At 69.5% G+C, this 3,544-nt stretch carries 4 protein-coding genes; 1 reads left to right on the top strand and 3 read right to left on the bottom strand.

Annotated elements, in window-relative coordinates:
• The 3 genes from VF697_RS24450 to VF697_RS24440 form a co-directional block, all read right to left on the bottom strand.
• Window positions 1–858 (bottom strand): sigma-54 dependent transcriptional regulator (locus VF697_RS24450; protein ID WP_331098958.1); only part of this gene is annotated, 858 nt, incomplete at its 3' end.
• A gap of 64 nt (window positions 859–922) precedes the next feature.
• On the bottom strand, window positions 923–1,900 hold the full coding sequence (locus VF697_RS24445; RefSeq protein ID WP_331098956.1) for a GGDEF domain-containing protein: 978 nt from the start codon (window positions 1,898–1,900) through the stop codon (window positions 923–925).
• Between the two features lie 91 nt (window positions 1,901–1,991).
• Window positions 1,992–2,270 carry a glutaredoxin family protein gene (locus tag VF697_RS24440; protein WP_331098954.1) on the bottom strand — a complete coding sequence of 93 codons (279 nt, stop codon included), beginning with the start codon at window positions 2,268–2,270 and terminating at the stop codon, window positions 1,992–1,994.
• Window positions 2,271–2,292: 22 nt separating this feature from the next.
• Between VF697_RS24440 and VF697_RS24435 the strand changes: the two genes are divergently transcribed.
• The gene (locus VF697_RS24435) at window positions 2,293–3,459 is read left to right on the top strand and encodes a DUF4388 domain-containing protein (RefSeq protein WP_331098952.1); all 1,167 of its coding nucleotides are present in this window, start codon (window positions 2,293–2,295) and stop codon (window positions 3,457–3,459) included.
• Window positions 3,460–3,544: the final 85 nt, after the last annotated feature.

Raw genomic sequence — 3,544 nt, 5'->3', positions numbered from 1 at the left:
GGCGAGGACGCGCACATCCACCTCGACTTTCTGCGTACCGCCCACGCGATAGAAGCTCCGCTGATCCAGCGCGCGAAGCAGCTTGCTCTGCAGCTTGGGAGAGAGCTCGCTGATCTCGTCCAGGAACAGCGTTCCCCCTGCAGCGAGCTCCATCAGGCCGAGCTTCCGTTCGTCGGCGCCGGAGAATGCACCGCGCTCGTGGCCGAAGAGCTCGCTCTCGAGCAGCTCGCCGGGCAGCGCCGCGCAGTTCACCTTGATGAAGGGCCGGTTGCGGCGGTTGCTGCGCGCGTGGACCTCGCGGGCGATGACCTCCTTGCCCGTGCCGGACTCCCCCAGCAGCAGCACCGGCACGTCCGTGTCCGCGATGCGCTCCACCAGGGCGCGCACCCGGCGCATGGCCGGCGAGTGCGAGATGAGGATGCGCTCGTCCCCGCCCGTCTGGGCGGCCACGCTGGCCACCGGAGCGCTCGCCACGGCCTGCCGCGCCGGCACCCGACTGCCCAGGGCGCGGGACATCGCGTCCTCCAGCTCATCATTGCTGAAGGGCTTGGACAGGTAGTCGCTGGCGCCCAGCTTCATGGCGCGCATGGCGTCCTCCGCGCCCGAGAGCGCGGACAGGACGATGACGGGGGCACCGCCGCCCGAGGCCCGGTAGCGCCGCAGCACCTCGAGGCCGCTCAGCTCCGGCATCATCACGTCCATCAGCACCACGTCGAACGAGCCCCCGGCGAGCATCTCCAGCGCCTGAGAGCCACTCGACGCGCAGCGCACCTGGTACCCCGAGCTGCCCAGCAGCTCGGCGAGGAACGTCCGCACCTGCTCCTCGTCGTCCACCACCAGCACCGCGATCCGATCCATCCCCTCGCCTCCCCTCACCATTTCGAATCACCCCGTGGGACACCCATCCGTGGGCCGCCCCTTTTCAAATCGTCATTCCCATTGCGGCGCTCCGACGCTCCTCGCGGGCCCGACGCAGGGCCTGCTGCGCTCCTCCCAGGAGCTGGAACGGAGAGCCCACCATGTCCGGGTAGCTCACCGCGCCCAACGTCAGCGTGGGGCGCAGCACCCGGCCATCCACCTGCAAGCGGGCCAGCGCGAAGCGCTCGCTCACGCGGGCCATCACGTCCGGCGCGCTCTCGGCCGGAGTGCCCGGCAGCAGCACGGCGAACTCGTCCTCGGACACGCGCGCCACCACGTCCGCCTCGCGCACCGTCTGGCCGAACACCACCGCGCTGTAGACGAGCAGGCGCTCGGCCACGCCCCGCCCGGACTCCTTGCGCACGGCGCGGAAGTCATCGAGCGAGCCCGCCACCAGGGAGAAGCAGCCCCCGAAGCGCTCGGTGCGCCGCACCTCCAGGGCGATGAGCTCCAGCAGGAAGGCCCGGTTGTACAGCCCGGTGAGCGGATCATGCATGGCCGCCGCCGAGCCCTCTTCCTCGGGCTGCAGGGAGCGGCGCACGCCCGCCTTCAGCCGCAGCTGCGCGCGGATCCGCAACACGAGCTCCTCGCCCGAGCCGGTGCGCGGCACCATGTCCACGCACAGCCCCCGGTCCAGGCAGAAGCGGTACGTCTCCGTATCGTTGGGGTCCACCAGGTAGAGCAGCGGCACCGCGCCCCGGCCCATCTGCCGCAGCCGGCGGGCCACGGACACCGCCGCGTAGTCCGGCGGCTGCGCGGCCAGCACCACCGCATCCGGGCTGATGGCCTCGAACAGGGGCCCCGCGGCGTCGAAGCGCGTCACCGGCACCACCCGGAAGCCCGCCTCCCCCAACACCACCCGCGTCCGCTCCAGGTCCCCCGCGCGCGGCTCCACCACCAGCACCGTCGGTGGTTGATCCGCCCGTTTCTGCTTGTGCCTCAACGCCACCGTGTCCCCCGTCCGGCCAGAACCTTTTTCCACATCGTTCCTCCGGCGTTCTCCCCAGGATTTACAGCCCCTACCCGCCCCTACCCCTTCCATCCCCCTGTTTTTCCTAGGGAGGCGAAGGGAGTTACCCTTCACGACCCCCAGAAGGAGCAACAGGCGTGCCACTTATTGCCCGCCGGATGGACGCCTCGACCTCCGCTTCCTCCAACCGGAGCTTGAAGGTGTCCCGGCCGTCGATGATGACCACCGGGATGTCGTACCGCCAGGCGGCGAACGTCTCCGGGTTGGCGCGGATGTCCTCCTCCACCAGCTCGAAGGGGAGGCGCTCTCGCACCCGTTCCAGGACGGCCTTCGCTTGGTCGCAGAGGCAACAGTTCGGTTTCGAGTAGATTCGGACAATCATTCGGTAGGAAGGATGTGACGCAATGCGCGGCCTGTCAGGTGACTTCTCGACGATGCCCTTGAAGGATCTCGTCGCGTACCTCGGCAGCCGCCGCCTCACGGGGATGCTGAGGATCATGCGGGCGGGCGTGCGCAAGCTCATCCTCCTGCGCGAGGGGCAGGTGCTGAGCGCCAGCTCCAACCAGCCGCGCGAGTTCCTCGGCCAGTTCCTCATCAACATGGGGCACCTGAACGAGGAGCAGTTCAGCAAGGCCTACGCCACCCAGCGCGAGACGAAGGTGCCGCTGGGGAAGATCTTGGTGATGGCGGGGCTGGTGCCCGAGCAGACGATCCGTGGCGCGCTCAACCTGAAGTTCCGCGAGGCGCTGCTGGACATGTTCTCCTGGGAGGAGGGCGAGTTCTCCTTCGACGTGGGCGGCGCCGCGGAGATCGAGGGCGTGGACGTGCGCGTGGAGCTGGCGGACGTCCACCGCGAGGGCGAGTTCCGCGAGACGGCGTGGCAGGCCATCCGGGGGGCCTTCCCCTCGGGGAACCTGTACCTGTCGGTGGACGAGAGCCGGCTGCCGGAGCAGCCCAAGCCGGGCAGCCTGGACGCACGCCTGGTGAAGCGCATTCGCGAGGGGCTGAGCATCGACGAGATGGCCAAGGCGCTGCACGCCTCGGACTTCCTAGTGTACCAGCGCCTGTACGCGCTCTACCGGCTGGAGGCGGTGAAGGTGCTGGCCACGCCCCCCGCGCGCAAGCACGCCGAGCAGGACGACGAGGGCGAGGCGCAGGTGGTGGACATGGACATCATCGGCGCCGAGTCCCCCACGAGCGAGGTGATCCAGGCGGCACAGTCGTTCCTGGAGAACGGCAACTTCCGGGACGGCGAGGCGCTGGCGCGGCGGGCGCACGAGATGTCGCCCTCGCCGGAGACGGAGGCCCTGCTGCGCTCGGCGGAGGCGGCCCTGGTGGGGGCGCTGCGCCGGGAGATGCTGGAGAAGCCGCAGGTGCCTTCCCTGCTGGTGTCGTCGGCGCAGGTCAAGACGATGCAGCTCAGCTCCCCCGAGCGCTACCTGCTGTCGCGCATCGACGGCAAGCGAGACGTGGGCGGCATCATCGGCATGTCCCCCCTCAAGGAGGTGGACGCGCTGAAGTACTTCCAGGCGTTCGTGGATGCCGGGCTGGTGAAGCTCACGCCCCGGTAGGCAGCGCCGCTATAGTGCGTCTGAAGATCCACACTCTGGACGGGCTTCGTTCGTCGGCAACCACAAACTCCCCGGGGGCAAAGCG

It is taken from the genome of Archangium sp., assembly GCF_036388035.1.
Lineage (GTDB): Bacteria > Myxococcota > Myxococcia > Myxococcales > Myxococcaceae > Archangium.
This window is presented reverse-complemented; position numbering and strand designations above follow the sequence as displayed.

Excerpts from the sequence above, each read along its gene's own strand:
- VF697_RS24440 (WP_331098954.1), bottom strand. The coding sequence starts at position 2,270 with ATGATTGTCCGAATCTACTCGAAACCGAACTGTTGCCTCTGCGACCAA.
- VF697_RS24435 (WP_331098952.1), top strand. The coding sequence starts at position 2,293 with ATGCGCGGCCTGTCAGGTGACTTCTCGACGATGCCCTTGAAGGATCTC.